Origin of the sequence: Streptococcus sp. 2020WUSS084 (assembly GCF_044427445.1) — a bacterium.
GTDB lineage: Bacteria > Bacillota > Bacilli > Lactobacillales > Streptococcaceae > Streptococcus > Streptococcus suis.
In genome coordinates, this window is record NZ_JAOTGC010000001.1 from 1 (window position 1) to 24941 (window position 24941).

Here is a 24941-nt window from a genome sequence, read left to right on the forward strand (position 1 = left end):
TCGAAATGGATGTTCGTGGAGAATCTAAGCTATTCTTCTGTGACCCAAATCGTTCTGACCAGAAGGGGAGAATCGAGAAGAATCACACACTTATCAGAGACATTCTTCCTAAAGGAAGTTCGTTTGATAACTTGACACAGGATGATATCAACCTGGTTTGTTCGCATGTCAACAGCGTCAAACGAGCTGCTTTCAACGGAAAATCGGCTTATGAACTCTTTACATTTACCTACGGTGAAGAATTGGCAACACTTTTGGGTATCTCTAAAATTGACCCTGAGAACGTCATCCAATCATCTCGATTATTGGATAAATAATCGCTAGTTTTTATCATAAAAATTTATCAAAAATAGAAAGGAACTTGTCCCATCCAAAATTCCAGATAGCTAGAACTTACTTTGAGACGTCTCAGAGCCAGTAACTTTAGTGTACTCTTTTTTTCAACATTTTCAATACTAAAACTCCCTTGAATCAGCAGTTTAGGCAAAAACAGAACTTAGTCTGAGACTAAATTCTGTTGATTTTATGCAGTTTTCTCAAAGTAACTTCTGGAAGGACGGGAACTAGAACTTACTTTGAGAATTTACCCTGGATAGTAGTCATTGTAATTTCCAGTAATATCATTAAAAGCAGAGTTAAACATGCGCATGATTTCAGCAGATTCATTGCTGACGATGGTATTTGTTTCCTTATCCCAAAGGACAGGAACGGTCACACGGCCAGTGTAATTTTGGTCTGCTTTCAAGTAAACTTGATAAAGATAGTCGCTGTTAAAGAGGGAATCCTTGATAACACCAGGTCCATCCGCGAAAGTCCAACCATTTTCCAACATGAGCGGATGGACGATTGACAGGGAAATATGGTCTTCCAACCCCTTCAATTTTCGCATGATTAAGGTCCGACTGGCCCAAGGACAGGCCAAAGAAATGTAGAGATGGTAACGTCCTGATTCAGCCTTAAAACCACCCTCACCTGTCGGGCCTGCTTGTCCATCAGGTGTAATCCAGTTGCGAAATTGTGTTACGGTACGGACAAATTTACCGCCTGTTGACTTGGTGTCATACCATTGATCCACCCATTTGCCATCTTGTAAAAGTCCCATAAAGTTCTCCTTTATTATAAAAAGTAGGAAATCCAAGCAAACTGGATTTCATCTGCAAATATATATCACTAATTAGTATTATAATCTTTTTTCAATCAAAGTCAAGACCTAGGTTTTATGCTAGAATAGAGATATGAGATTGGACAAATGTTTAGAGAAAGCCAAGATTGGCTCGCGTAAGCAAGTTAAAAAACTTTTCAAATCCCAGCAAATCAAGATTAACGGACAAGCAGCTCAAAGCCTAAGCCAGATTGTTGACCCAGAGTTACAAACTATCCAAGTTTCGGGTAAAAAAGTTGCCTTAGAAGGTTCCGCCTATTATTTGCTCCATAAACCAGCAGGTATCGTTTCTGCAGTGACAGACCAGGAGCATCAGACAGTCATCGACTTGATTTCTCCGCAAGACAGTAGGGAAGGTCTCTACCCAGTCGGTCGCCTGGACAGGGATACCGAAGGCCTAGTCCTCATTACCAACAATGGTCCGCTCGGTTATCGCATGCTCCATCCCAGCCACCATGTGGACAAGGTCTACTATGTGGAGGTAAATGGATGCTTGGCTGAGGATGCTTCAAAATTTTTTGCCTCAGGTGTTACTTTCTTGGATGGAACACGGTGTCAGCCTGCAGATTTGACTGTCTTGGAGGCTTCTTTGGACCATAGCAGAGCGACCATCAAGCTGGCAGAAGGTAAGTTTCATCAGGTCAAAAAGATGTTTTTAGCCTATGGTGTCAAGGTCACTTATCTCAAGCGGATTTCCTTTGGTGGTTTTGAACTGGGGGATTTGGAACGAGGTGCATACAGACAACTCACACCAAATGAAATGGAACATTTATTCACTTATTTTGACTAGAGGAGGATATATAATGAGCATTTATGATTTTACAGTACACAAACAAGATGGAACAGATCAGTCCATGGCTGAGTATCAAGGACAAGTTTTACTTATAGTCAATACAGCGCCAGGTTGTGGATTGGCACCACAATACAAGGAACTACAGGAGCTATATGATAGCTATAAAGACAAAGGTTTTGTAGTGTTGGATTTCCCTTGTAATCAATTTTTAAATCAGGCTCCCGGTTCTGCTGAAGACATCAATCAGACCTGTAGCTTGAATTATGGTACAACTTTTCCTCGTTTTGCTAAAATTGCTGTGAATGGATCTGAAGCTAGTCCGCTATATCGCTATCTTAAGAAAGAAAAATCAACCTTATTAGGAGGTCGAATTGAGTGGAATTTTACCAAGTTTTTGGTAGATAGACAAGGGCGTGTGGTCAAACGATATTTACCAACAACTAGTCCATTAAAACTTAAAGAGGATATTGAACTTTACCTAGAAAAATAACAAGAAGGCTGGAGTCATCTAGCCTTCTTGTTTTAGTAACCACAGAAAATAGGGAGCGCCGATAAGGGAGACGATGATGCCGGTTGGGATGCCTGTTCCGACAAGTAGTACTCGTCCTATGGTATCCGCTAGAAGTAGAATGAAGCTTCCTATTATCATAGTAGCTGGAATGATGACACGATGGTCATTTCCTAACCATTTGCGCACTATGTGACCAGCAATGAGACCAACGAAGGTGATATTACCAACTAAAATGACACTAAGAGAGGCTAGGGCGGTAGCCAATATCAAGGTAATCCGCCTTTCACGCTGTAAGTGGAGTCCCAAAGCCATGGCTGTCTGGTCGTTTAGATTCATAATATTGAGTGAGCGACTTCGACTAAACGTTGCCATCCACACCAATAGAAGAAGAGGAGTATAGATTGCGATAGTTTTCCAATCTCCACCATTTACTCGACCGCTGAGCCACTGGACAATGTATTCCATCTTAAAGTCATCTAATTGGCTGATGATGCTGACCATGATACCAGACAGCATGCTCGAAATTCCAACTCCTGTGATAATTAAGCGTGCAGGATGGATGCCGTACAGCTTCTTACGTGCAATCCAGTAAACTAGAAAAATGCTTAATCCACCGCCCATCATAGCAAATAGAGGCATGAGACTTAATAAGACAGGGCTGATTTTTGAAGAGAGACCGACAAATAGTGCCACAACAAGACCAGCTCCTGCGTTGATTCCTAATATTCCAGAATCTGCCAGAGGATTGCGGGTCAAAGTTTGTAGCAACAAACCCGCCAAAGCCAGAGAAGCCCCTCCGATAATGGATGCGATTATTCTAGGTAAGCGAATTCGCCCAATGATCAGTAGAGTCGATGAACTGGCACGCCCACTCATGATGTCAATGAGATCCGAAAAGGATGAATTGCTATAGCCGATAGATAAGGAAAGTAGGAAAATGACAAATAAAAGGATTAGCAGGAATGTGAATATTTTTAGATAGTTGTGATGTCTTATCAAAAGTGTTTTTCCTTTCTAATCAACCATAGGAAGCAAGGGAGACCAATGATACTGATGACTGCGCTAATGGGAGTTTCAACAGGTGGATTGATAGAACGACAAACCAAATCTACCCAGATGAGGAAACTAGCCCCTGCAAAGGCAGTTAATGGCAAGAGTAGCTTGTAATTTTTCCTTGTAAACATGCGGATAAAGTGAGGAATAATGAGCCCGATAAAAGAAAGTGAGCCCACAAGAGCTACCGCAGAAGCTGAGAGTAGAAGGACAATTCCCAACAAAACCAAGGTCATCAGTAAGGTTCGTTGACCTAGATTTTTAGCAACGGTTTCGTTGAGACTCAGGATGGTCAGCTGATGCGAAAAGAGTTGAGCAAGGATGAGGCCGATGATGATAAGAGGAGCAATGATGGCCAGCATCTTCCAGTTTACCTGTACCAATCCCCCTGCTTGCCAGCCAATCACTGCAGTTGATAAATCAAAGTAGATAGTAATAGCCTGACCAATAGCAGAAAATAGACTTGCTACCATGGCGCCAGATAAAATTAAACGTAGTTGATTGTAGCCTTTTTGCACCTGATAAGCTAGACCAAAGACTAGGCCGGCTGCCAGACAGGAGCCCAGTAAACATATTAATAAAATTTGACTGTAGTGCAAACCACCGAATAGAGCATAGGCAACAATGAGAGAAAGTCCTGCTCCAGCATTGATTCCTAATAAGCCAGGATCGGCAATCGGATTACGTGTAATTCCTTGCATCATTGCCCCAGCTTGGGCCATTGCAGCTCCCACCAAGATGGCGGCTACCATTCTAGGCAAGCGCAAATCGATGATAACATCCTGAGCGGAAGAATCTGTCAGTGGATGCGTTAGGGTTTCTATCAGTTGTTGGTGGCTATAAGAAATAGCTCCAAAGCGTAAACTAAGATAGACTCCAGCTATGAAAGAAAGACAGATGATGAAAAAAACAAGCCAAATATTCTTTGGCTTTGTTTTGGGATAACGAGAACTTACTAGTTTGTTCATATATCCAGTCCTTTTACTGAAGTTTTTGAATTTCTGAGACAAAGGCGTCAATTTGTAAATCTAAAGACATCGGATCGGAGAAGTAGAAAAGGTTATAGTCTATCTCGATGACGTGACCATTCTTTACAGCAGGTAGATTTTTCCAAATATCACTTTCTTTGAGAGAGGCAGCTGCTTCTTTTGTTTTATCATTGACGTTAACAAGGACATAGTCGCCAACATATTCTGGAAGAGCTTCTTGAGATACCCCAAACCAGCCTTCTTTATTGATGATGTCTTCTTGAACCTTTGCAGGAGCGGCAAAACCGAGAGCGCGATAGATTAATTCTCCCCCACGACCAAAGTTATTACCATAAAGGAAGATGTTCTTATCGAAGAAGTCCATGACGGTAAATGTTGAACTTGTATCAATCAATCCTTTCAATTCCTCTTTCGCAGTAGCAACTTTCTTATCCCATTGATCTAACCAGGCTTGTGCTTCCTTTTCTTTTCCAAAAATCTGACCAATATCTGTCAGCATTTTTAAGTAGTCACTCTTTCCATAAGTGATTTCAATAACTGGAGCAATTTCTTTCAGTGTTTCTAAGTTATCATCACCAGCAAATACTAGAATGACATCTGGCTTTTGTGCGGCAATCGCTTCTGTATCTGCCGTTGTCAATTGTGGAACATCCTTTAGTTTGTCTCCAAAGACGGGACTATTTTTCTCTAAATCTAGACTATAGCTAGATACATCAATTCCTAATTGTAAGAGATAGCCTGTGTAAGAGTAAGCAAAGTTGACAACTTTTTTAGGATTTTTTGGAATGTCACCGTGGTAAGTAATGCCTTCAATCTTTGGCATGCTAGACAATTCTACGTCTGTTGAAGAGGAAGAGTTAGAACAAGCTGTTAAGAAAACCAGCCCAACAAATAAACTAAAAATAGCTAAAAACTTTTTCATTTTTTCTCCTTATTATTTTTTTAAATCGTAAGTTAGCAAAATAGGGTAATCTTGACCAGCAACCTGCATCAATTGAGGTTCAATGCTAAAAATGTCCCTCAGTATCTCAGTTGTCATCATATTGGACACAGAACCATGGTAGCGAATATCTCCCTCTTTCATGGCAATCATATAATCTGAAAATCGAGCTGATAAATTGACATCGTGAAGGACCATCACAATGGTTTTCTGTCGGCTTTGATTCAGTTCTTTTAAAAGTTCTAAGACTTCCAATTGATGATTGAGATCAAGATAGGTTGTTGGTTCATCTAAGAAAATGGTATCCGTATCTTGGGCAAGTGCCATCGCAATCCAAACACGTTGCCTCTGACCACCTGATAAATCATCAACTGGTAACCTAGCGTAGGGAGCGGTCTGGGTGACTTCCAAGGCCCAGTTGATTTTCTCTCTATCCTGATCAGTGAGATGTCCCAGCCCATTTTGATGCGGAAAGCGACCATAGGAGACCAGTTCATAAACGGAAATCCCTTCTGTCGCTTCTAAGACCTGAGGGAGCAGGGCCAATTTTTTTGCAACTTCTTTGGTTGGCAGTTGTGAAATGGCTTGTCCATCTAAATAGATAGCCCCTTCTTGAACAGGAATAATCCTTGTCAACGCCTTAAGCAAGGTCGATTTTCCACAGCCATTGGCACCAATGATTGTAGTTATACTTCCTTTTGGAATACTTGTTGATAATTCATCAATGATAATCCGATTGTCGTAAGAGACTTGGATATTTTCCGCTTGAATCGAAGACACAAACTCCTCCTTTCCAGAATATGATTCATTAATAATTTGTTCCGACCAGTATTATATCAAAAAAATTTACCAAAACAAAGAGTTTTCTGAAAATTTTAATTTAATGAGAATCATTATAAAAAAGTCCTTGTTTGTGAACAAGGACCGTATGTTACAAATATTGTTTTGCTACTTCCAAATCACCGTCATAGGCGGCCTTTTCGCCATTGACAATCTGGTAGGCATCGGCTCCCTTGCCTGCGATGATGACGGCATCTTTCGAAGAGCTTGTCTGACTCATGGCTGTGCGAATGGCTTCTTCGCGGTCCAAGATAAAGTTGCTTGGACGGGTCATGTGGTCACGGATTTGTTCAGCAATAGCAGCTGGATCTTCACGGTTGGGATCATCAGCTGTCAGGATCACCTCAACCTGCGGATAGTCATTGAGCAACAGACCGAAGTCCTTGCGACGACTTTCTCCCTTGTTGCCAGGAGCTCCCAGAATCAAAATTACCTTGCCTGTCTGGTGTTCTAAGACGACATCAATCAGCTTCTTGACACTATCGCCGTTGTGGGCATAGTCTACAAAAACCTTGGCACCGTTCTGCTGGGTCAGGACTTCCATACGGCCAGGGACATTGGTTTGGGCAATTCCTGTGTGAATATCTTCCAGACTTGCCCCCAAGCGAAGACAGGCTAACCCAGCTGCGATGGCATTTTCTTGGTTGAAACCACCGATCAGCTGGATGTCGTAATGGCCAGCTAATTTTCCAGTCGCTGTGAAGTCAAAACCTGCTGACTGACTAATCTGGTTTTCAGAAGTCGACCCATAAAAGTCATGGTCTTTGGAGCTGACTTGGTTTTTCACCACCTCAAAATGGTCCATTCCAGCATTGACAATAACCGCTCTGCTATTGTCCATCAAAAGCCGCTTGTGGTAGAAATAGTCCTCAAAAGTCGGGTGCTCAATGGGGCCAATGTGGTCGGGGCTGATGTTGAGGAAGACGCCGACGTCAAAGGTCAGCCCGTAAACCCGCTTGACCAAGTAAGCCTGACTGGACACCTCCATAATCAAGTGGCTCATGCCGTTTTTGACCGCCTCCGCCATCATGGCAAAGAGGTCCAGACTCTCAGGGGTGGTCAGGGCAGACTTAAAGAAAGTCTCACCGTCCAGAGTGGTATTCATGGTCGAAAGCATGGCAGGCTTGTGGCTCTGTTTGAGAATGTTAAAAGCAAAATAAGCCGCCGTTGTCTTACCCTTGGTACCGGTAAAAGCCAGGAGTTTGAGCTGTTTCTGGGGATGACCATGGAAATCCATGGCAATCAGGCTCATGGCCTGCTTGATGTCTCGGACGATGATGGCAGGAATGCCAACTTCATAGTCGATTTCAGACACGTAAAAAGCCAGACCAGCCTCAATAGCTTTTTCCAGAAATTCCTTCTTAAAGGCCAAACCCTTGGCAAAAAAGAGGGTTGTTGGGCTAACAGTCCGGCTGTCATAGCTGAGAGCGTCAAACTGGACATCCGTCCATGTGCTGTCAGTCTGGTCATTCTGTTTGATATGGCAGAAGTTAGCATCCGCCTTCAATATTTCTAATACACGTTCAATTGTAATCATGCTTCTATTGTAAACCTATCGAGGATATTTGACAAGTCTGGGATATGTAAATAGTGGGTATTTTGACCGTAAATTTGAATGAATATGACATTTCGTCCTGAAGCAAATTTGTGCTATAATAGAGGGGACTGAAAAGGAGAAGATTATGTTTTATTCTTATCTACGAACACTATTAACATTCTTGTTGTGGGCCATCAATGGCAATATTCACTATCATGATAGAGAGAAGATTTTGCCACAGGAGGAAAATTATATTCTTATCGCTCCGCACAAAACCTTCTGGGATCCAGTCTTTCTTGGCTACGCAGCTGCTCCCAAGCAGTTCATCTTTATGGCTAAAAAAGAACTCTTCAAGGACCGCGGTTTTGGTTGGTGGATTTCAAAATGTGGAGCCTTTCCAATTGACCGTGACAATCCTGGCATGGCAGCCATCAAGTATCCAGTTAACATGTTGAAAAAAAGTGACCGTTCGCTGGTCATGTTTCCTTCTGGAAGTCGTCATTCATCTGAGCTAAAAGGTGGTGTGGCGGTCATTGCCAAGTCAGCCAAGGTCAAACTCATGCCAGCTACCTATGTGGGTCCTATGACTATCAAGAGGCTCTTGGCTGGTGAGCGAATCGATGTGGCTTTTGGAAATCCTATCGATGTTTCGGACATCAAGCGTATGGATGATGCAGGTACAGCAGAAGTAACTAGCCGAATTGAGGCTGAGTTCAAACGCTTAGATGATCATGCGGCATCTTTCCAAACCAAGAAAAAACCGAATATCTTGACCTATATCTACCGTATCCCAGTTCTTTTGCTGGTTGCTCTTATCCTGGGATTGACCTATGCCTTTAGCTATATTGCCAGCTTCTTCTGGCAACCAAGTACTCAGTTGGATAAAAAATAAGTAAATGAAACTCGCAGCTTGCGGGTTTTTTGTATTTTTTACGAACTATATAGGTGGAGGTAATTTATGGATACGATTAAAACTTATATAGAAATGCTTAAAGAATACAAGTGGCAAATTGCTCTGCCCGCAGTGGCTGGCTTGCTAATGGCGACGTTCTTAATATTCAGTCAACCAGCCAAGTCTGACCAGACAGGACTGACAGATTTTCCGCAGACCGCACAAACTTCTAGTAGCTCTGACTTGGTCGAGGAAACCAGTACAGAAGCAAGTGAAGAGCCCAGCCAGCTGGTCGTTGATGTCAAAGGAGCGGTAGTAAAACCAGGGCTCTACACTTTAGAAGCTGGTGCGCGTGTCAATGATGCAGTTGAAGCAGCTGGCGGCTTGACCAGTCAGGCAGAGCCCAAGTCTATCAATCTGGCTCAGAAGCTCAGCGACGAAGCGGTGGTCTATGTGGCCGATAAGGATGAAAATATCTCGGTGGTTGCCAGTACGACTGCCAGCTCTGCTATGTCCCAAGACGAAAAAAATACCAGTCTAGTCAATCTGAATACGGCGACTGAGGCCGATTTGCAGACCATTTCTGGTATTGGTGCCAAGCGAGCGACGGACATTATCGCCTATCGTGAGGCCAACGGTGGCTTCAAGTCGGTGGATGACCTCAACAATGTGTCGGGCATCGGCGACAAGACTATGGAAAGCATCCGGCCTTATGTCACGGTTGAGTAAGCTCCCCTGCCAGCCCATCCACTTGGCCATCTTAGCAGTGGCGGCCTACTTTGTAGTCCACTCTTTTTCTCTCTTGACAATGGGCCTATTCAGTTTGGTGTTAACTGTCTTTGGTGTTCGGCAAGGTAAGACAGTTTTTCTCAAAACGCTGCCGCTTTTAGCCCTATGTGGTCTGGTTTTCGGATGCCAGAAGGTCCAATGGGAGCGGGCAGACCAGTCAGCCCCAGAGCAAGTCACAACTGTGCAGGTCATTCCAGATACTATTGACATTAACGGGGACAGTCTGTCCTTTCGCGGTCGGGCTGACGGACAAATCTATCAGGTGTTTTACAAATTAGCCAGTCAGGAGGAGCAGGCTTATTTTCAAAAGCTGGCAGACCTGGTCCAGCTAGAAGTGGAAGCAGAGGTCAGCCTGCCAGCTGGTCAGCGGAATTTCAAGGGTTTTGATTATCAGGCCTATCTGAAAACACAGGGCATCTACCGAACAGTCAAGATTACGGCAATCAAGAAGATTGTCCCTGTCCAGTCTTGGAATGTCTTTGACTGGCTATCAAGCTGGCGGAGGCAAGCCTTGGTCTATGTCAAAACCAATTTTCCGGCTCCCATGAGCCACTACATGACAGGGCTCTTGTTTGGGGAGCTTGATAGTGATTTCGACCAGATGAGTGACCTCTATTCTAGTCTAGGAATTATTCATCTCTTTGCCCTGTCTGGTATGCAGGTGGGCTTTTTCATCGACAAGTTTCGTTGGATTTTGTTGCGTCTGGGCTTGACCAAGGAAGCCGTAGATAAGTTGCAGATTCCCTTTTCACTTTTTTATGCTGGTTTGACAGGTTTTTCGGTGTCGGTGGTGCGGTCCTTGGTCCAGAAAATTCTGGGTAATATGGGCTTGCGGAAGCTGGATAACTTTGCGGTGTCGGTCTTTGTCTGTCTGCTGATTCTGCCCCGATTTCTGCTGACAGCTGGCGGTGTCCTGACCTTTACCTATGCTTTTTTGCTGACGGTTTTTGATTTTGAGGACTTGGGGCAGGTCAAAAAGGCTGCGGTGGAAAGTCTCAGTATTTCGCTGGGAATTTTGCCGGTGCTTATGACCTATTTCTATGCCTTTCAACCTCTATCTATCCTCTTGACTTTTGTCTTTTCCTTTGTCTTTGATGTCCTGCTCTTGCCAGGTTTGTTGGTCATTTTTCTCTTGTCGCCTCTGGTCAAGATTACTTGGATCAACGGATTTTTCGTCTTGATGGAAAAAATCATTGTCTGGGTGGCAGATTTGGGATTGCGGCCTTGGATACTGGGCAAGCCGTCTGAGCTGGTCCTCTTGCTTTTGCTGGTCAGCCTCTTCTTGCTCTACGATTTCCACAGGAGAAAGAAATGGCTTCTAGGACTGAGCTTGGTCCTCGCTCTGCTATTTTTCATCACCAAACACCCGCTGGAAAACGAGGTGACGGTGGTGGACATCGGGCAGGGGGACAGCATCTTTTTGCGGGATATGCGGGGGCGGACGGTCCTGATTGATGTGGGCGGTCGGGTCGATTTTGCGACCAAGGAAGCGTGGCAGGAGCGGTCTTCGCAGGCAAATGCAGAGCGGACTTTGATTCCCTATCTGCATAGTCGGGGCGTGGACAGGATTGATAGTTTGGTCCTGACGCACACCGATACAGACCATGTAGGCGATGTGCTGGAAGTGGCTAAGCAGGTGCAAATTGGTCGGATTGTCGTATCACCAGGAAGCCTGACGGTGCCTGACTTTGTAGCGACCTTGAAAGAAATCAATGTGCCTGTTCATGTGGTAAAAGTGGGTGACCGCTTGCCGATTTTTGACTCCTATCTGGAAGTCCTCTATCCAGATGGGACAGGAGACGGTGGCAATAATGACTCCATTGTCCTTTACGGTCGCTTGTTGGAAACCAATTTCCTCTTTACAGGGGACTTGGAGCAGGGGGAATTGGACTTGATAGAAACCTATCCTAATCTGCCTGTCGATGTCCTCAAAGCCGGTCACCATGGTTCAAAAGGCTCTTCCTATCCAGAATTTTTAGACCATATCGGTGCCAAGATTGCCTTGGTATCTGCAGGAGAAAATAACCGCTACAAGCACCCTCACCAAGAGACCTTGGATCGATTTGACAGTCGGAATATACAAGTCTATCGCACAGACCAGCAAGGAGCTATTCGCTTTCGAGGTTGGAGGGAGTGGAGGATTGAAACGGTGAGGAGGTAAAATGATAAATCCTATGCACTTATGGTTCTATAGTTTCAAAGTTTATGTGCTCGCTGCCTTATCTGGCTATATTCTGCATTATGTTACTACGCCAGCTTCTGTTAACGACTTCAAAGAGGTTGCTGCCTTATTGGAAATCTGCTAACAATCTGTGATTGTAGCAGATTTGGGCTATCTCAGTCAGCAGTCTTGCTCATTCCATTGTATTTCAAATAGTCTATATTTTGAATTTAAGAATTGATTTTCATTTCTTTTCATTAAATATTGAAATCGTTTTCGAATTTATGGTATAATAAAGTATGATTTACCAAAGGAGGAAGTCCTATGTCTGTTAAAGATTTTATGACCCGTAAAGTTGTTTATATTTCACCAGATACAACCATTGCACACGCTGCAGATATTATGCGTGAACAGGATTTGCACCGTCTACCTGTTATTGAAAATGATAAGTTGGTTGGTTTGGTCACTGAGGGAACGATCGCAGAAGCTAGTCCATCGAAGGCAACTAGCCTATCTATTTACGAGATGAACTACCTTTTGAATAAGACTAAGGTCAAGGATGTGATGATTAAGAATGTTATCACAGTCTCAGGTTATGCTAGTCTTGAAGATGCTGCTTATCTCATGTATAAAAACAAAGTGGGGATTCTTCCAGTTGTTGACAACGGTCAACTATATGGGGTCATTACTGATCGTGATATTTTTGCAGCTTTTCTTCATGTCTCAGGTTATGGAGAAGAAGGAGTACGCGCTCGGTTCCTTGTTGAAAATAAGGCAGGGGAGTTAGAAAAAATTATTCGATTGGTGGCAGATAAGGATTATAATATTGTATCTACTGTGCAACTTGCTACCAAGTCTGGAAAAGTTGTCATCGAAGTGCAGATTGACGGAAAAGTTGATGTTGAGGAAGTTCGAACTCTTTTCGAGGGTGCAGGTATCCAAGTGGATAGCTTGGTTCCGACTGTTGCTAAAAATATTTAAAAACCGAGATTTCTCGGTTTTTTTCTTTAGCTATCATTCTAGTATTTTAGGGGAATGTGATATAATAAAGTATATCACGTATGAGGAGGCTCTATGGGGCACAAATATAAAAAGTATAAGAAATATGGTAAAAATAATTCAGGACTTGTGGCCCTCCTTGTTTTATTGGCAATCGGTTTTGTCATGAGTTTCTGGTATATCTTATTGCCCATTGGACTTTTAATTGGCTATTTTTACAAGAGAGAGGCTATCCAGCGTTTTTTGAATAGAGATTCTATAAAACGCTTGCAGGTATTAGCGCTATCTATTCGTTCGGGCTATGAAAAGCATCAAGAGCTCTTGGTGGAAAAGGGTGAGGATAAGGTTGTGTTACAGTTGCGAAGCAGACTGTTAGGACAATTATTTGAATTAGATCAGCTCTATCAAAAAGTTGGAAAATATCTGAATGGATATGAAAGTAAAGAAGTTGTAGATACCTTGCAACTAAAATATCATTTAAAACTGCCAGAAGCTAAAACAGAAGAAAATACTGACACACAGGTTTCTACTGGTGCTAATGCTGCGATGGATGAACAAGGCATGATAGCGGATTTAGCTCCTGAAATTCTAGAAACCTATTGTAATATTCAAAGAGACAATCTTGTTATTTTTGAAAAGCTGGAAAAGGCGACAGATAAGCGGGAAGAATTGACAGCTATCCATGAGGCCAATATGAATCGGTTTAATGATATTTTACAGGGGTATTTGAAAATCAAAAAATCACCGAAAGATTATTTTAACGCAGAAGAACGATTGGTGCAGGCAAAATCAGCCATGGAAATGTTTGATAAGGATTTGGATGATACCATCAAACAATTTAACGAAGCGGATATGAAAGATTTTGAAGTCAGTCTGCGTATGATGAAAAGAGAAGAGGAATAGAGAAGATGTCAGGATTTAATTTCGATATTGATCAGATTGCTAATAATAGTTTATCAACCAAAGATAAGACAACAGAGCTTATTCAAGCGACTCCGACTGGAGATAATTCAAAAGTGTCTTTTTTGGCACAGTTGACACCGGAACAACAAACAGGTATTCGTGCCAAGGCTCCCCAATTGGTGGATAATTTCTTAGCTAATCAAAATGCCCTCTTGGATTTTGGTAAGGAAGCGGTAGAAGAAGTCAATGCCACGGTCAATCACATTTTGTCAGAACAGAAGAAGATTGAAATTCCACAGGTGGATGAGCTTTTGGCCAATACCAACCGTGAATTGAATGGTTTTGTGGCTAAGTATAAGGACATTTCCACAACTGCTGAATTAGAAAAGAAACCAGGTTTCTTCCAACGCCTGTTCAAGCAGACCAAAAATGATTTGCAGGAATTTTATTTTGATTCGCAGACCATTGAAAAGAAAATGGATAGCATGGCAGCCAGTGTGGTCAAGCAAGAAGAGGTGTTGGCGCGCAATATTGTTTCTGCAGAGCTTTTGATTGAAAATAATACCAAGTCTATCGAGAATTTGGTTGGGGTCATCGCCTTTATTGAAGCGACTGGTCAGGAAGCTGCAGAGCGTGCAAAATTGGCACAAGAAAACCTCGCAACTTTAGTACCGACTACAGTCGATTATCAAGTAGCTTCTGAGAAGTTGGCACGTGTAACAGAGGTTGCTAATATCCTCGAACAACAACATTCTGAGTATATGAGTCGCTTGTATGTCGCGTGGACAACGACACCGCAGATGCGTAATCTGGTCAAGGTTTCTTCGGATATGAAACAGCGCCTTGGGATGTTACGTCGCAATACTATTCCAACAATGAAATTGTCCATTGCACAGTTGGGCATCTTACAACAATCTATCAAGTCTAGCCAGACGGCAGATGCGATTGTCAATGCTAATAATGCTGCCCTTCAAATGCTTGCGGATACATCAAAAGAAGCCATCCCGATGATGGAACGCACAGCTCAGAATCCGACCCTTTCAGTAGCATCTGTTACCAAGTTGGCAGAAAGTTTGGTTGCCCAAAATAATGGCATTATTGCAGCTATTGATGAAGGGCGTCAGAAACGTCGGGAGTTGGAAGCAGCTATTGTACGATCTGCAGAGACTATCAATGATTCTGTTAAGCTACGCGATCAAAGAATCATTGCTGCTTTGCTGGAGCAAGGAAAAGAAGCACAGTCTGAGGCAGAGCAACCACTTGAAACCAATCCATAATATAAAACCTGCAGTTCAGCGAAACTGCAGGTTTTATTTAATGGCGTTCTATTGGTTTTTTATCTCGATCTAAAGTAAAGCCCTCACCGAGTACTTCATGTGCGTCTGTAATGGTGATAAATGCATGGGGGTCAATGCGATGAATAAGCTCCTTCATCTCTTGGAGCTGGCTCTTATATATGACTGAGTAAATCATGTTGACATCGGCTTTGCTGTAGAAACCTTGTGCTTTGATAAAGGTGACACCACGCTCGATTTCACAATCAATAGCCTGAGCCAATTGGTCAGATTTTTGGGAAACAATCATAACTCCCTTGCTACCATATCCGCCCTCCGTGACAAAATCAATAACCTTGGAAGCAATAGCAACCATCATTAAAGTATATAGAACTGTTCGGAGGTCTTTAAAAACAATAACAATCAGAGTTAGGATGAGGATATCAACTGCAAGAATGATTTGTCCAATGGAGTAAGGTAGGAATTTATGACCGATACGAGCAATAATATCGCTTCCCCCAGTCGTTCCGCCAGCACGGAAGATGGTTCCTAATCCTAGTCCCATAAGAATCCCACCAAGGATACTAACGAGTATCAAATCCTGTTGTAGATTGATTGAAAAATGGATTTTTTCAAAAATGGCCAACCAAAAGGTAACGCTAAAGGTTCCTAAGATACTGAGATAGAGAGTCTTCTTTCCGAGTATTTTCCACCCGAGGATGAACAATGGAATATTAATCACAATGTTCATTATCCAAGGTTGAATATGAAAAAGGTAGTAAATAATCAGCGTCAATCCAGTCGCGCCACCCTCGAATAGACGGTTGGGCATGATTAAATAATTTAGCCCAAAGGCAAATAGCCCTGCACCAAGCAAAATAAGTAAAATATTTTTCAAACGAACCATAAGCATCTCCGAATATGTGTATATATCAATTTTAAAAGATTTTCTCCTTAAAAACAAGTCAATTTTCAAGTGATTTTTTGACTAATTTTTGGTAAAATGGAATGAATATCTAAGAACCAGTCTTCACAAGTGAAGTGCTGAACTGTGCATACTGGTACTAAGAGCGAGGGAAAGATGAGAAACGGTTTTTTTATTACATTTGAAGGTCCAGATGGGGCAGGGAAAACGACGGTATTGCAACAGTTATTGCCAGCCTTGCAGGAATTGGGGCCAGAAGTAGTCACAACTAGAGAGCCAGGTGGGGTGGCTATTGCAGAAGAAATTCGCAATATTATTCTGAATCCTGCAAATACAGCGATGGATGATAAGACGGAGCTGTTATTGTTCATTGCAGCGCGACGTCAGCATTTGAAAGAGAAGATTCTTCCACCCTTGGCACAGGGGAAATTGCTCTTGATTGATCGTTTTATCGATTCCTCTATTGCCTATCAAGGATTTGGACGGGGCTTGGATATAGATGATATTCATTGGCTTAACCAGTTTGCAACAGATGGTTTAAAACCAGATTTAACTCTCTATTTTGATATTGATACAGAAGAAGGGCTGGCTCGAATTGCCCGCAATGCTGACCGTGATGTGGATCGCTTGGATATGGAAAAAGCAGATATGCATAGACGGGTGCGTCAAGGCTATCTTAGTATTTTAGAGCAGGAACCAGAGCGGTTGGTAAAGATTGATGCCAGTCAGCCACTAGAGGCTGTTGTTGCAGATGCTCTGGCGGTCATTAAGAAACGGTTTGCAGAAAGAACATGAAGATTGAAGAACTTAGAAACTTACAACCCAGTGTATTTCAACGTTTTGTGACAATTTTAGAGCAGAGACGTTTGGCACATGCCTATCTATTTTCAGGTGACTTTGCTAGTTTTGATATGGCAATTTTTCTCAGTCAATCGTTATTTTGTCAGGAGAAAGAAGGCGTCCTTCCTTGTCAGAAGTGTCGGTCCTGTCGTCTAATTGAAGCAAATGAGTTTTCAGATCTTACTGTTATTGCACCGCAGGGAAATGTTATCAAAACAGATACGATACGTGAATTAGTTAAGAATTTTTCACAATCTGGATTTGAATCCAATAAGCAGGTTTTCATTATTCGTGATGCTGAGAAAATGCACGCTAACGCAGCCAACTCTTTGCTAAAAGTGATTGAAGAACCTCAGTCAGCCATTCACATCTTCTTATTGACCAATCAGGAAGAAGCTGTCCTTCCTACTATCAAGAGTCGGACACAGATTATAGGTTTTCCTAAAAATATTCCGGCCATGGAGCGAATGTTAGAAGAGGAGGGCTTGTTAAAAACACAAGCGAATCTCTTAGCTCAACTGGTTTCAAGTCAAGAAGAAGCGAAAAAGTTAGCAGAAAATAAAAACTTTTTAGATTTGATGGGACAGACAAGGAAATTTACAGACTTGCTCTTGGTGGAGCCTACACGTGCTTATTTGCAAGTTGGAATCCTAGTGTCTTTAGCTGTGGAAAAAGCTGAGCAGGGACGTTTGTTTGACCTTCTGAGTCTGATATTATCTGAGAAAATGATGGAATCGGCAAACGTACGTGAAAAAATGGATGCTGTTCTTAAGGCTAAGAAGATGTGGCAGGCAAACGTAAGTCTACAAAATAGTCTAGAGTATATAACTCTGTAAAATAAAAGAAAGGGAGATAATGGATAAAAAAGAAATTTTTGATGCCCTAGATGATTTTTCGCAGAATCTTCTAACCACGTTGGCAGAAGTGGATGCTATCAAAAAGCATTTACAGGGAGTTATTGATGAAAATACGACCCTCCGCTTGGAAAATTCCAAGTTGCGCGAACGTTTGGAAAAAGAAGATAAGACAGGCCATAAATCTTCCAACTTTGGTAAGGAGAATTTGGAGAATATTTACGAAGATGGTTTCCATATTTGTACCTTCTCTTATGGTCAACGTAGGGATAATGATGAACCTTGTATGTTCTGTGTGGAATTATTGAATCGAGATTAGGATGAAAGTACAAAAATCATTTAAGGGACAGACGAGTTTTGGGACTTTATATCTGGTGCCAACGCCTATTGGAAACTTACAGGATATGACATTCCGAGCTGTTCAGACCTTGAAAGAGGTGGATATAATTGCAGCGGAAGATACGAGAAACACAGGCCTCCTACTCAAACATTTTGAAGTAGAAACCAAGCAAATGTCTTTTCATGAACACAATGCCCATGAAAAAATTCCAGTTTTGATTGATTGGCTCAAATCTGGTCAGTCCATTGCGCAAGTTTCTGATGCAGGCCTGCCTTCCATTTCGGATCCTGGTCATGATCTGGTACGGGCAGCGATTGCGGAAGATATTCCTGTTGTAGCACTTCCAGGAGCATCGGCAGGAATTACAGCTTTGATTGCATCTGGTTTGGCACCCCAGCCACATATTTTTTATGGATTTTTACCGAGAAAAGCGGGACAACAAAAAGAATTTTTCCAAGAAAAAAAGACCTATCCTGAGACGCAAATTTTCTATGAATCTCCATATCGTGTGGTAGATACCTTAAAAAATATGTTAACAGTTTATGGTGATCGTCAGGTAACGGTTGTTCGAGAATTGACCAAGTTATACGAAGAATACCAGAGAGGAAGCATTTCCGAATTACTAGAGTATTTGGAAGAAAATCCACTTAAGGGAGAATGCTTGATTATTGTCGAGGGTGCTGGTGAGGAAGTCTATCCTTCTGCTGATGAAGTGGACTTGAAGGCTGAGGTAGAAAGGGAAATTGCAAGTGGCATAAAACCTAATCAGGCTATCAAAGAAGTGGCCAAACGCTACCAACTCAAAAAACAAGAAGTATACGATATATATCATGGACTAGGTTAAGACCTAGTTTTTTGTATATTTATGCAAGCTTATACTCTTCGAAAATCAAAATTATCCGTTGTCAAGAGCCTTGATGAGTGAAAAGCTCCAGTGGATCTTTTCAGTCTGTTACCTTGAAATGAGAAAGTAACAGAGTTCTATCTTTGGCTTAATGACGCGAACACAGTTCTCTATACTTCCAGCCTTCAACTATATCCCAGCTAAGCTACTTTTGATTTTTATTGAGTAATTAATAGGCAGATAACAATTGGCGATACTCCCCAAACAGTCAAATCTGGTCATAAAATTTTCATTGAAAACTGATAAATCCCTGTGAGGCAAGCGCCTTCGTTTATGGCTAAAAGTAAGAGGAGCTTTAGAAAGTAGAATAAATATAAGAAATCCGAATATTTTTACAAAATAATCATATTTTATGGAATTGTCTGAATATTTGTGATATAATGAACAGACTAACTTAATGGAGGGATTTTATGACAATCTACAACTTCTCTGCAGGTCCTGCAGTATTGCCAAAACCAGTACTTGAACGCGCCCAAGCTGAATTCTTGGACTACAATGGTTCGGGAATGAGCGTTTTGGAGATGTCGCATCGCTCCAAGGACTTCGATGATATTATAAAAGGTGCTGAAGCAACGCTTCGTGAATTGATGGCCATTCCAGATAATTACAAGGTTATTTTCTTGCAAGGTGGAGCTTCTTTGGAATTCACAATGATTCCCCTCAACTTCGCTCAAGGCAAGAAAGCCTACTATCTTGTAGGTGGCTCATGGGGTAAAAAAGCCTATACTGAGGCTGTGAAGCTGTCTAAAACAATTGCCTTTGAACCAATTTTGCTTGGATCAACTGAAGATATTACCTATGCAGAATTGCCAACCTTCGATAAAAATGATATTGATCCAAGTGCAGCCTATGTGCATTTGACAACAAATAACACTATTGAAGGAACAGCAGTTTATGATATTCCTGACACCAATGGTGTGCCAGTCATTGCTGACATGTCTTCAAACATCTTAGCGGCTCGCTATAATGTTGAAGATTTTGCCATGATTTATGCTGGTGCTCAGAAAAATATTGGTCCTGCTGGTGTGACGGTGGTGATTGTTCGTGAGGACTTCCTCAATGATCAACCAATGCTTTCAAGCATGTTGGACTACCGTATTCAAGCAGAAAATGACTCTCTTTATAATACGCCACCAGCTTATTCTATCTATATTTCTAAACTCGTCTTTGAATGGGTAAAAGAAATTGGTGGTGTTGATGAGATGGAGAAAATCAACCGTGAAAAATCTGGTTTGCTTTATGACTATATCGACCAGTCTAATTTCTATACAAACCCTGTTCGCAAAAAAGAAGAGCGTTCAGTAGCAAACATTCCATTCGTGTCACCAAGTGAAGAATTAGATGCTAAATTTGTCAAAGAAGCAACAGCAGCTGGTTTTAAAAACATCAAAGGTCACCGTTCAGTAGGTGGGATGCGGGCGTCGCTCTATAATGCTTTCCCACGTCAAGGTGTGGTTGAATTGATTGAATTCATGAAAAAATTTGCAGCGGAGAATGTTTAATGGAAATTAGATTAGCACATCCAAATGAGATGGAGGCTATTGTCAATATTCTTGAAGATGCTCGTGCATTTCTAGCAACCTCCGGTATCAATCAATGGCAGGGAGAGTATCCTAATAAAGAGAATATTTTTGATGACATTCTTTCTGGCAGAGGTTACGTTGGTCTAGTTGACGGTAAGGTGGCAGCTTATGCCGCCGTTCATCGTGGTCAAGAAGCAGAATATGAGGCCATATATGAAGGAAAATGGCAGCACAATCATCCTGTATATACAACATTTCATAGAATTGCAGCAGCTGACGAATTTCGTGGTCAAGGAATCATACAAACTTTTTTGCAAGGTTTAATTGAAGGTCAAAAAGGACCGGATTTCCGCTGTGATACCCACGAGCAGAATAAGACAATGCAGCACATTCTAAAAAAATTGGGCTATGTCTATTGTGGTAAAGTCCCAATAGATGGAGAACGTCTAGCCTATCAAAAAATCAAGCAAAAGAGCGAGCGGAGTCTTTACCAGGAAATCAGTGAAGACGACCGTTGGTTACTCGGAAATAATTAATGAAATAAAGAAAGAAAAGGCGGCAGCTATTCCGCCTTTTTAGGTAAAAATAAATGGTATTTAGCGTACGTACTTTTAACAATATCAATCAAATTGGTCTTAAGGAATTAGGCAATAAATTCCAGATTGACGGAGATCATGCAGCAAATCCAGATGCCTTTATTATTCGATCTGAAAATTTGCATGGATTTGATTTTCCTGAAAATCTAAAAGCTATTGCCCGTGCTGGTGCAGGGACTAACAATATTCCAATCGAAGAGGCAACAGAGAAAGGTATTGTTGTCTTTAACACTCCAGGTGCCAATGCCAATGCCGTAAAAGAGGCAGTCATTGCTTCCATCCTCTTGTCAGCACGTGACTATATCGGAGCGACTGCATGGGCAAATACATTGTCAGGAGATGATGTACCTAAGCAGGTTGAAGCAGGTAAGAAGCAGTTTGCTGGGACAGAAATTTCAGGTAAGACTCTTGGTGTTATCGGACTTGGTGCTATCGGTGCGCGTATTGCCAACGATGCCCGCCGTTTGGGAATGAATGTTCTCGGTTACGATCCTTATGTATCAGTAGAAACTGCATGGACCATTTCAAGCCATGTCAAACGCGTGGATGACTTGAAAGAAATCTTTACCAATGCGGATTACATTACTGTTCATGTTCCTTTGACAGATAAGACACGAGGACTCTTCAATGCGGATAGCTTTGGTCAAATGAGAAAAGGAACAACCTTGATAAACTTTGCCCGAGGTGAATTGGTTAATAATGCTGATTTGTTTGAAGCAATTGAGGCAGGAGTTATCAAGAACTATATCACGGATTTTGGGACAGAAGAAGTGCTCAACAAGGACAACATTATCGTCTTCCCGCACGTTGGTGGGTCAACAGAGGAAGCAGAGCTCAACTGTGCCATTGCTGCTGGTCAGACCATTCGTCGTTTTATGGAGACGGGTGAAATTATCAACTCAGTTAACTTCCCAAATGTGAAACAATTCCTAGATGCACCGTATCGTATTACCTTGATTAATAAGAATATTCCTAATATGGTGGCAACGATCACAACGGCTGTATCTGAGTTGGGAATCAATATCGATAATATCATCAATAAGTCTAAAGGTGACTATGCCTATACTTTACTTGATTTGGATGAAGGGGATAAAGTGAAAATTGAGCAGTTGGTTGCTAAATTTGAAGCAACGGATGCAATTGTCAAAGTGCGTGTCATTCAGAATAAAAACTAATCATGCTGTATAAACAAGTCTATCACAGTCCACTTGGCTCCATGTCATTAATTGCTAGTGATAAGGGATTAAGAGGGGCCTGGTTTGAGGGACAAAAATATTTTGAACGAGGCTTGAATGAGAAAGCTATTTTAGCCTCCCATCCCATTTTAGACCAGACAGCTCGATTGCTTGACCAGTATTTTTCAGGGGATCAGGTGGACTTTTCAAACCTTCCATTAGAAGCTGTGGGAACAAATTTCCAAGAGCATGTCTGGCAATTATTGAAGATTATTCCGATGGGTCAGACGATTACCTATGGACAACTGGCTCAGCAACTGGGCCTTCGTTCTGGTCAGGCAGTAGGAGGAGCAGTTGGGCGTAATCCTTATTCTATTATTGTTCCTTGTCACCGAGTTCTCAATCAGAAAGGACAGTTGACAGGTTATGCAGGTGGACTGGATAAGAAAATCTGGCTCTTGCGACATGAGAATCCAGAATTTGAGGTGAAAGATGATTTTATTTTATGAGTATCCAAAATGTTCGACTTGCCGAGTAGCAAAGGCGGAGCTGAAGAGTTTGGGATTGGAATTTGAAGCTATTGACATTAAGTCAACACCGCCTAGTGCTGAAGAGCTAAAAGCTTGGATGGAGGCGACGGGACTAGAATTGAAAAAGTATTTTAATACTTCTGGGAATAGCTATCGTGAACTAGGTTTGAAAGATAAGTTTGATAGTCTTAGCTTGGAGCAGGCACTTAATCTTCTAGCTAATGATGGTATGCTGATTAAGCGTCCCCTACTAATTCAGGATGGTAAAATCTTACAGATTGGCTATCGAACAAAATACGAAAATCTCGGTTTATAAGCCGAGATTTTGTTTATTATAGCGCATATTCTATTGAAATATATTCATGATGTTTTTTCAAAAGATAGAGCATCTGAGGCTTATCTTCTAAGAGTTTTTGGATAATTTCGTGATGGACATTGTGGAGATTGATTTTAACGCGAATCTTCATGCCTTGTTTGAAAATATGGATTTCGACATCATTGCTATCTTCCTTTAAGTAAGGCTCCAATAGCTGATAGATAGAATCATGTATCTCAGGGAAATGGATTGTTCCGTTGGCAAGTTCCTTGAATGATGCTACCAATAAATTCCAAGGTTCCTTAAATGAAATGATTGCTAGTGCTAGTGTCAAAAAGAAGTCGCCAGTATAATGCAGAAAGCCGAACCAAGAGTTGATAGGAACAAGATAGAGCAGAAGAATTGCAATTCCAATTGCACCTGAAATGAGTCCGTCTACAAGGTTGCCTTTTGCTTCTGCTAATATGATAGTAGACAGATGATTGACTTTGGTACTCATATGACGGTTGTATAGGTAAAGCCCCATACAGACAAAAAACATGGTTATGGTATAAGGGAGAACGGGACCAGTAGTCATTTGATGACCGATTCCATGAACAAAGTAAGCAAAGGCTGTCGCGCTAGTTTCAAGTACAGCAAATACAAGGAGTAGTAGAGTTGCGAGAGATTTCATGATAGCGTAGAGAGGTTCTAGAAAATACAGTCCTTGAGGAAAAGTCTCGGTTTTCCGATGGCTATTTTTCGATATGTAAACCGCAACTAAGGACGAAATAAATGCTATTAGAGAAAAGACTCCGTCTAGGAGGAGGGCGTTTAGGTCAGTCATGATATAAACGGCAATACCTGCTAGTCCAGATAAACCGTTCACAACAGAGGAAACAGTTAGAGATTTGCGTTCGATAATTTTGTGGTCCATAATCCCTCCTTTTAATATATATCTATATATTTATTTTACCACAAAATGACACCGTTTTCAAATTGAGCGGATTAAAACAAGGTAGAGTGATAAGAAATAAAGGCTCAAAACCCTTGCAATAGACCTATGGGTTTTAAGCCTTTAATATCTGTTATCTGATAATTGAAATCAGGTTATACTCTTCGAAAATCAAAATCAGACGTTGTTGACTTGATTTGATGAACTTCAGTTCTATCTGCATCTGCGTCGCCTAGTCTGATTTTGATTTTCATTGAGTATTAATATCCACTGTTAGAATGAAATCTCCATCACAATTGGTGTATGGTCCTGACGAGCACCGGAGTCAATCATATCTGACTTACTTACTTTGTCGGCGATGCGGTCGCTGACAAGCCAGTAATCAATTCTCCAGCCTGTGTTGTTGATTTTACTGGTGCGGCTACGTTGTGCCCACCAAGTATAGGCGTTGAGAACATCACCGTGCAAGTGGCGGAAGGTATCAGTAAAACCTTTTGCTAGAAGATTTGTAAAACCTTGACGTTCTTCATCTGTAAATCCTGGAGACTGACGGTTACTTGCGGGATTAGCAAGGTCAATTTCCTTGTGAGCAACGTTGTAGTCACCTGTTGCAAGAACAGGTTTGTGGCTATCAAGTTTTGCTAAGTAATCAGCATACTGTACATCCCAGATTTGACGGTCAGCAAGCCGTTTCAAGCCATCACCAGCATTTGGCGTATAAACTTGTGTGACATAGAAGTCATCAAATTCTAGCGTGATGATGCGCCCTTCAGAATCCATGGTTGTTGGAGCACCAATCTCAGGAAAGGTAATGGTTGGACTTAGATGGTTTTTGTAGAGGAAGAGTGTACCAGCATAGCCTTTGCGAGCTGGTTCTACAGATGAACGCCAGGTATTGGCATATCCAGGGAAGTAGCTTTCCAAAATTTCTAGATGCTTTTTAGTCGGTCCCTTATCTGACAATTTTGTTTCCTGAATGGCGATAATATCAGCGTCTTCTGTCACAAGTGTATCGATGACTGCGCGTGATAATAGGGCGCGAGGAGATTCTGCAGTCAATGCAGCGTTAAGAGAATCAATGTTCCAAGAAATGAGTTTCATAATTTTCCTTTTCTAGTCTGTTACTGTTTTACATTATACCAAAAATAAAAGTTGCAGGCG

Annotated in this window: 25 protein-coding genes and 3 pseudogenes; 19 read left to right on the forward strand and 9 right to left on the reverse strand. The window is 41.7% G+C overall.

Annotated features, from left to right (window positions below):
- Nucleotides 1-317, forward strand: a pseudogene (locus ODU50_RS00005) (IS30 family transposase); the annotation flags it as partial.
- 272 nt (nt 318-589) lie between these two features.
- On the opposite strand, the pseudogene ODU50_RS00010 reads toward ODU50_RS00005, so the two are convergent.
- Nucleotides 590-1102: pseudogene (locus tag ODU50_RS00010) on the reverse strand (glutathione S-transferase family protein); the annotation flags it as partial.
- Nucleotides 1103-1235: 133 nt separating this feature from the next.
- Between ODU50_RS00010 and ODU50_RS00015 the strand changes: the two are divergent.
- Nucleotides 1236-1952 (forward strand): pseudouridine synthase, encoded by a 717-nt coding sequence (locus ODU50_RS00015; RefSeq protein WP_172013953.1) that lies wholly within the window; start codon nt 1236-1238, stop codon nt 1950-1952.
- Between the two features lie 13 nt (nt 1953-1965).
- On the forward strand, nt 1966-2445 hold the full coding sequence (locus tag ODU50_RS00020; protein ID WP_105153279.1) for a glutathione peroxidase: 480 nt from the start codon (nt 1966-1968) through the stop codon (nt 2443-2445).
- An 18-nt stretch (nt 2446-2463) separates the two neighbouring features.
- Here ODU50_RS00020 and ODU50_RS00025 read toward each other — a convergent pair whose 3' ends face one another.
- The 5 genes from ODU50_RS00025 to ODU50_RS00045 form a co-directional block, all read right to left on the reverse strand.
- Nucleotides 2464-3465: an iron ABC transporter permease gene (locus tag ODU50_RS00025; protein ID WP_105121479.1), complete on the reverse strand. Its 1002-nt coding sequence runs from the start codon at nt 3463-3465 to the stop codon at nt 2464-2466.
- The gene (locus tag ODU50_RS00030) at nt 3462-4487 is read right to left on the reverse strand and encodes an iron ABC transporter permease (RefSeq protein ID WP_105121480.1); all 1026 of its coding nucleotides are present in this window, start codon (nt 4485-4487) and stop codon (nt 3462-3464) included. Before ODU50_RS00030 ends, ODU50_RS00025 begins: the two co-directional genes overlap by 4 nt.
- Nucleotides 4488-4500: 13 nt before the next feature.
- Nucleotides 4501-5430, reverse strand: coding sequence for an ABC transporter substrate-binding protein (locus tag ODU50_RS00035; protein ID WP_024414534.1), 930 nt, complete (start codon nt 5428-5430; stop codon nt 4501-4503).
- 12 nt (nt 5431-5442) lie between these two features.
- A complete protein-coding gene (locus ODU50_RS00040) occupies nt 5443-6228 on the reverse strand; it encodes an ABC transporter ATP-binding protein (protein WP_014636900.1) in 786 nt (261 codons plus the stop codon).
- Between the two features lie 151 nt (nt 6229-6379).
- On the reverse strand, nt 6380-7825 hold the full coding sequence (locus ODU50_RS00045) for a UDP-N-acetylmuramoyl-L-alanyl-D-glutamate--L-lysine ligase (RefSeq protein ID WP_105153281.1): 1446 nt from the start codon (nt 7823-7825) through the stop codon (nt 6380-6382).
- 145 nt (nt 7826-7970) lie between these two features.
- On the opposite strand from ODU50_RS00045, the gene ODU50_RS00050 reads away from it, so the two are divergent.
- From ODU50_RS00050 to ODU50_RS00080, 7 genes and pseudogenes are all read left to right on the forward strand, one after another.
- Nucleotides 7971-8717, forward strand: a complete 747-nt coding sequence (locus ODU50_RS00050; RefSeq protein WP_014638160.1) for a 1-acyl-sn-glycerol-3-phosphate acyltransferase — start codon at nt 7971-7973, stop codon at nt 8715-8717.
- Between the two features lie 66 nt (nt 8718-8783).
- Nucleotides 8784-9446: a helix-hairpin-helix domain-containing protein gene (locus tag ODU50_RS00055; protein ID WP_105153282.1), complete on the forward strand. Its 663-nt coding sequence runs from the start codon at nt 8784-8786 to the stop codon at nt 9444-9446.
- On the forward strand, nt 9430-11667 hold the full coding sequence (locus tag ODU50_RS00060) for a DNA internalization-related competence protein ComEC/Rec2 (RefSeq protein ID WP_105153283.1): 2238 nt from the start codon (nt 9430-9432) through the stop codon (nt 11665-11667). The genes ODU50_RS00055 and ODU50_RS00060 overlap by 17 nt, the downstream gene beginning before the upstream one ends.
- A gap of 16 nt (nt 11668-11683) precedes the next feature.
- Nucleotides 11684-11809 (forward strand): annotated as a pseudogene (locus ODU50_RS00065) (IS982 family transposase); the annotation flags it as partial.
- A 182-nt stretch (nt 11810-11991) separates the two neighbouring features.
- Nucleotides 11992-12648 carry a CBS domain-containing protein gene (locus tag ODU50_RS00070; RefSeq protein ID WP_002935353.1) on the forward strand — a complete coding sequence of 219 codons (657 nt, stop codon included), beginning with the start codon at nt 11992-11994 and terminating at the stop codon, nt 12646-12648.
- Between the two features lie 93 nt (nt 12649-12741).
- Nucleotides 12742-13569 (forward strand): hypothetical protein, encoded by an 828-nt coding sequence (locus ODU50_RS00075; protein ID WP_398578809.1) that lies wholly within the window; start codon nt 12742-12744, stop codon nt 13567-13569.
- A 5-nt stretch (nt 13570-13574) separates the two neighbouring features.
- Complete coding sequence (locus tag ODU50_RS00080; protein ID WP_167786913.1) at nt 13575-14846, forward strand: toxic anion resistance protein; 1272 nt, start codon at nt 13575-13577, stop codon at nt 14844-14846.
- Nucleotides 14847-14883: 37 nt separating this feature from the next.
- On the opposite strand, the gene ODU50_RS00085 is transcribed toward ODU50_RS00080, so the two are convergent.
- The gene (locus ODU50_RS00085) at nt 14884-15750 is read right to left on the reverse strand and encodes a YitT family protein (RefSeq protein ID WP_002935357.1); all 867 of its coding nucleotides are present in this window, start codon (nt 15748-15750) and stop codon (nt 14884-14886) included.
- Nucleotides 15751-15924: 174 nt separating this feature from the next.
- On the opposite strand from ODU50_RS00085, the gene tmk reads away from it, so the two are divergent.
- From tmk to ODU50_RS00130, 9 genes are all read left to right on the forward strand, one after another.
- The gene (gene tmk, locus ODU50_RS00090) at nt 15925-16563 is read left to right on the forward strand and encodes a dTMP kinase (protein WP_029171336.1); all 639 of its coding nucleotides are present in this window, start codon (nt 15925-15927) and stop codon (nt 16561-16563) included.
- Nucleotides 16560-17444, forward strand: a complete 885-nt coding sequence (locus tag ODU50_RS00095; RefSeq protein ID WP_105121487.1) for a DNA polymerase III subunit delta' — start codon at nt 16560-16562, stop codon at nt 17442-17444. Before tmk ends, ODU50_RS00095 begins: the two co-directional genes overlap by 4 nt.
- A gap of 19 nt (nt 17445-17463) precedes the next feature.
- Complete coding sequence (gene yabA, locus ODU50_RS00100) at nt 17464-17781, forward strand: DNA replication initiation control protein YabA (RefSeq protein WP_002935361.1); 318 nt, start codon at nt 17464-17466, stop codon at nt 17779-17781.
- Between the two features lies 1 nt (nt 17782).
- The gene (rsmI, locus tag ODU50_RS00105) at nt 17783-18646 is read left to right on the forward strand and encodes a 16S rRNA (cytidine(1402)-2'-O)-methyltransferase (protein WP_105121488.1); all 864 of its coding nucleotides are present in this window, start codon (nt 17783-17785) and stop codon (nt 18644-18646) included.
- Nucleotides 18647-19116: 470 nt separating this feature from the next.
- On the forward strand, nt 19117-20208 hold the full coding sequence (gene serC, locus ODU50_RS00110) for a 3-phosphoserine/phosphohydroxythreonine transaminase (protein ID WP_105134757.1): 1092 nt from the start codon (nt 19117-19119) through the stop codon (nt 20206-20208).
- Complete coding sequence (locus ODU50_RS00115) at nt 20208-20765, forward strand: GNAT family N-acetyltransferase (RefSeq protein ID WP_023370699.1); 558 nt, start codon at nt 20208-20210, stop codon at nt 20763-20765. The genes serC and ODU50_RS00115 overlap by 1 nt, the downstream gene beginning before the upstream one ends.
- 53 nt (nt 20766-20818) lie before the next feature.
- The gene (locus ODU50_RS00120) at nt 20819-22000 is read left to right on the forward strand and encodes a phosphoglycerate dehydrogenase (RefSeq protein ID WP_105134758.1); all 1182 of its coding nucleotides are present in this window, start codon (nt 20819-20821) and stop codon (nt 21998-22000) included.
- A gap of 2 nt (nt 22001-22002) precedes the next feature.
- The gene (locus ODU50_RS00125) at nt 22003-22509 is read left to right on the forward strand and encodes a methylated-DNA--[protein]-cysteine S-methyltransferase (protein WP_105134759.1); all 507 of its coding nucleotides are present in this window, start codon (nt 22003-22005) and stop codon (nt 22507-22509) included.
- Entirely contained in the window at nt 22493-22846 is a 354-nt protein-coding gene (locus ODU50_RS00130; RefSeq protein ID WP_014735973.1) for an arsenate reductase family protein, read from the forward strand. Before ODU50_RS00125 ends, ODU50_RS00130 begins: the two co-directional genes overlap by 17 nt.
- A 16-nt stretch (nt 22847-22862) precedes the next feature.
- On the opposite strand, the gene ODU50_RS00135 is transcribed toward ODU50_RS00130, so the two are convergent.
- Together ODU50_RS00135 and ODU50_RS00140 are read right to left on the reverse strand one after the other, a co-directional pair.
- Nucleotides 22863-23762: a cation transporter gene (locus tag ODU50_RS00135; protein ID WP_044671608.1), complete on the reverse strand. Its 900-nt coding sequence runs from the start codon at nt 23760-23762 to the stop codon at nt 22863-22865.
- A 291-nt stretch (nt 23763-24053) separates the two neighbouring features.
- The gene (locus ODU50_RS00140; protein ID WP_002935370.1) at nt 24054-24881 is read right to left on the reverse strand and encodes an exodeoxyribonuclease III; all 828 of its coding nucleotides are present in this window, start codon (nt 24879-24881) and stop codon (nt 24054-24056) included.
- Between the last annotated feature and the right edge of the window lie 60 nt (nt 24882-24941).

Coding starts and splice junctions, on each gene's coding strand:
- ODU50_RS00015 (WP_172013953.1), top strand. CDS start 1,236: ATGAGATTGGACAAATGTTTAGAGAAAGCCAAGATTGGCTCGCGTAAG.
- ODU50_RS00020 (WP_105153279.1), top strand. CDS start 1,966: ATGAGCATTTATGATTTTACAGTACACAAACAAGATGGAACAGATCAG.
- ODU50_RS00030 (WP_105121480.1), bottom strand. CDS start 4,487: ATGAACAAACTAGTAAGTTCTCGTTATCCCAAAACAAAGCCAAAGAAT.
- ODU50_RS00035 (WP_024414534.1), bottom strand. CDS start 5,430: ATGAAAAAGTTTTTAGCTATTTTTAGTTTATTTGTTGGGCTGGTTTTC.
- ODU50_RS00045 (WP_105153281.1), bottom strand. CDS start 7,825: ATGATTACAATTGAACGTGTATTAGAAATATTGAAGGCGGATGCTAAC.
- ODU50_RS00050 (WP_014638160.1), top strand. CDS start 7,971: ATGTTTTATTCTTATCTACGAACACTATTAACATTCTTGTTGTGGGCC.
- ODU50_RS00055 (WP_105153282.1), top strand. CDS start 8,784: ATGGATACGATTAAAACTTATATAGAAATGCTTAAAGAATACAAGTGG.
- ODU50_RS00060 (WP_105153283.1), top strand. CDS start 9,430: ATGTCACGGTTGAGTAAGCTCCCCTGCCAGCCCATCCACTTGGCCATC.
- ODU50_RS00070 (WP_002935353.1), top strand. CDS start 11,992: ATGTCTGTTAAAGATTTTATGACCCGTAAAGTTGTTTATATTTCACCA.
- ODU50_RS00075 (WP_398578809.1), top strand. CDS start 12,742: ATGGGGCACAAATATAAAAAGTATAAGAAATATGGTAAAAATAATTCA.
- ODU50_RS00080 (WP_167786913.1), top strand. CDS start 13,575: ATGTCAGGATTTAATTTCGATATTGATCAGATTGCTAATAATAGTTTA.
- ODU50_RS00085 (WP_002935357.1), bottom strand. CDS start 15,750: ATGGTTCGTTTGAAAAATATTTTACTTATTTTGCTTGGTGCAGGGCTA.
- tmk (WP_029171336.1), top strand. CDS start 15,925: ATGAGAAACGGTTTTTTTATTACATTTGAAGGTCCAGATGGGGCAGGG.
- ODU50_RS00095 (WP_105121487.1), top strand. CDS start 16,560: ATGAAGATTGAAGAACTTAGAAACTTACAACCCAGTGTATTTCAACGT.
- yabA (WP_002935361.1), top strand. CDS start 17,464: ATGGATAAAAAAGAAATTTTTGATGCCCTAGATGATTTTTCGCAGAAT.
- rsmI (WP_105121488.1), top strand. CDS start 17,783: ATGAAAGTACAAAAATCATTTAAGGGACAGACGAGTTTTGGGACTTTA.
- serC (WP_105134757.1), top strand. CDS start 19,117: ATGACAATCTACAACTTCTCTGCAGGTCCTGCAGTATTGCCAAAACCA.
- ODU50_RS00115 (WP_023370699.1), top strand. CDS start 20,208: ATGGAAATTAGATTAGCACATCCAAATGAGATGGAGGCTATTGTCAAT.
- ODU50_RS00120 (WP_105134758.1), top strand. CDS start 20,819: ATGGTATTTAGCGTACGTACTTTTAACAATATCAATCAAATTGGTCTT.
- ODU50_RS00125 (WP_105134759.1), top strand. CDS start 22,003: ATGCTGTATAAACAAGTCTATCACAGTCCACTTGGCTCCATGTCATTA.
- ODU50_RS00130 (WP_014735973.1), top strand. CDS start 22,493: ATGATTTTATTTTATGAGTATCCAAAATGTTCGACTTGCCGAGTAGCA.
- ODU50_RS00135 (WP_044671608.1), bottom strand. CDS start 23,762: ATGGACCACAAAATTATCGAACGCAAATCTCTAACTGTTTCCTCTGTT.
- ODU50_RS00140 (WP_002935370.1), bottom strand. CDS start 24,881: ATGAAACTCATTTCTTGGAACATTGATTCTCTTAACGCTGCATTGACT.